At 64.4% G+C, this 1070-nt stretch carries 1 protein-coding gene and 1 pseudogene; both read right to left on the bottom strand.

Annotation, left to right across the window (positions count from 1 at the left end; translation table 11 throughout):
* Positions 1-319: pseudogene (locus CWO91_RS43560) on the bottom strand (hypothetical protein); the annotation flags it as partial.
* Positions 316-1070: calcium-binding protein (locus tag CWO91_RS43555; RefSeq protein WP_433995611.1), on the bottom strand; the 755-nt coding region annotated here is incomplete at its 5' end. The gene CWO91_RS43555 and the pseudogene CWO91_RS43560, both read right to left, overlap by 4 nt.

Here is a 1070-nt window from a genome sequence, read left to right as displayed (position 1 = left end):
CCAGGTGAACATAGATGCCTGACGTGGTCGTCGTATCCGAGTTGTAGGTGACCTGGTCGTAGCCCCCGCGGCCGTCGATAAAGTCGTCGCCGCCGCGACCCTCATAGGTCTCGTAGGTGAAGGCCGCATTGTCGCTGCCGTAGATCGTGTCGTTATAGGCCGAGGCCCAGATGGTCGAGACATTGGAGAAGGTGTCGTGACCGACCGAGGCGTCGCCGTCGGCGGTGCCTGCGCCGATATCGATCGTGACGGCACCGGTCGCGCTCAGATAAGACAATCGCGTTACCGCCTGCCCCAGGGCGTTGAGATCGCCGATCACGCTGTCGTCGCCGCCCCGCCCCTCGAACTCACTTTGGCCGGCGCCACGCCGGGCAAACCGGTCGAGCCAGTAAATCCAGCCGCGTTGAACGTATCGGCAAAATTGCTGCCGAGGATGCCCTCGACATTCGCCAGCACGTCGCTGCCGACACCGGGACCCGTCACCGAGCCGACCGCCAGGTTGGCGGTGATGCCGCCCGTCGCATCGCCGTAATCGGCGCGGTCAAAACCCTGGCCGCCGTCGAGATGGTCATTGCCGCCGAGCCCTTGCAGGACGTCATTGCCGCCGAGGCCGCTCAGGATATCGGCATAGCCGGTGCCGACCAGCGTGTTCGGATTGGCGTCGCCAATCAGGTGAACGCCTGGCGAGAAGACGAAGTCCGCCGCGGTGAGGTTCGACAGGGTGACGTTCTGCAGCGTCAGGCTGTCACCATTGCCGAAGTTGATGAACGTGTTCGGCCCCTGCTGTGAGGCGAGCGCCTGGACGTCGGCCAGCGTATAGATGCCGGTGACGCCCGAGAGGTCGATCTTGTCGGCCTGCGCTTGCGAGAAGTCGCCGATGAAATCGGCGCCGCCGCCGCTGGCATAGATGAATGTGTCGGCTCCGCCATTGCCGAGCAGACTGTCGGCACCGCTGCTTCCCTTCAGCGTATCGCTGAAGCCCGATCCGGCAACGCTGTTCACGCCACCGGTAATGATGTCGTGCCCGACCGAGGCATCGCCACTGACGGTGCCGCTGCCGAGATCGACAG

The sequence above is a fragment of the Bradyrhizobium genosp. SA-3 genome (assembly GCF_004212635.1).
GTDB lineage: Bacteria > Pseudomonadota > Alphaproteobacteria > Rhizobiales > Xanthobacteraceae > Bradyrhizobium.
This window is presented reverse-complemented; position numbering and strand designations above follow the sequence as displayed.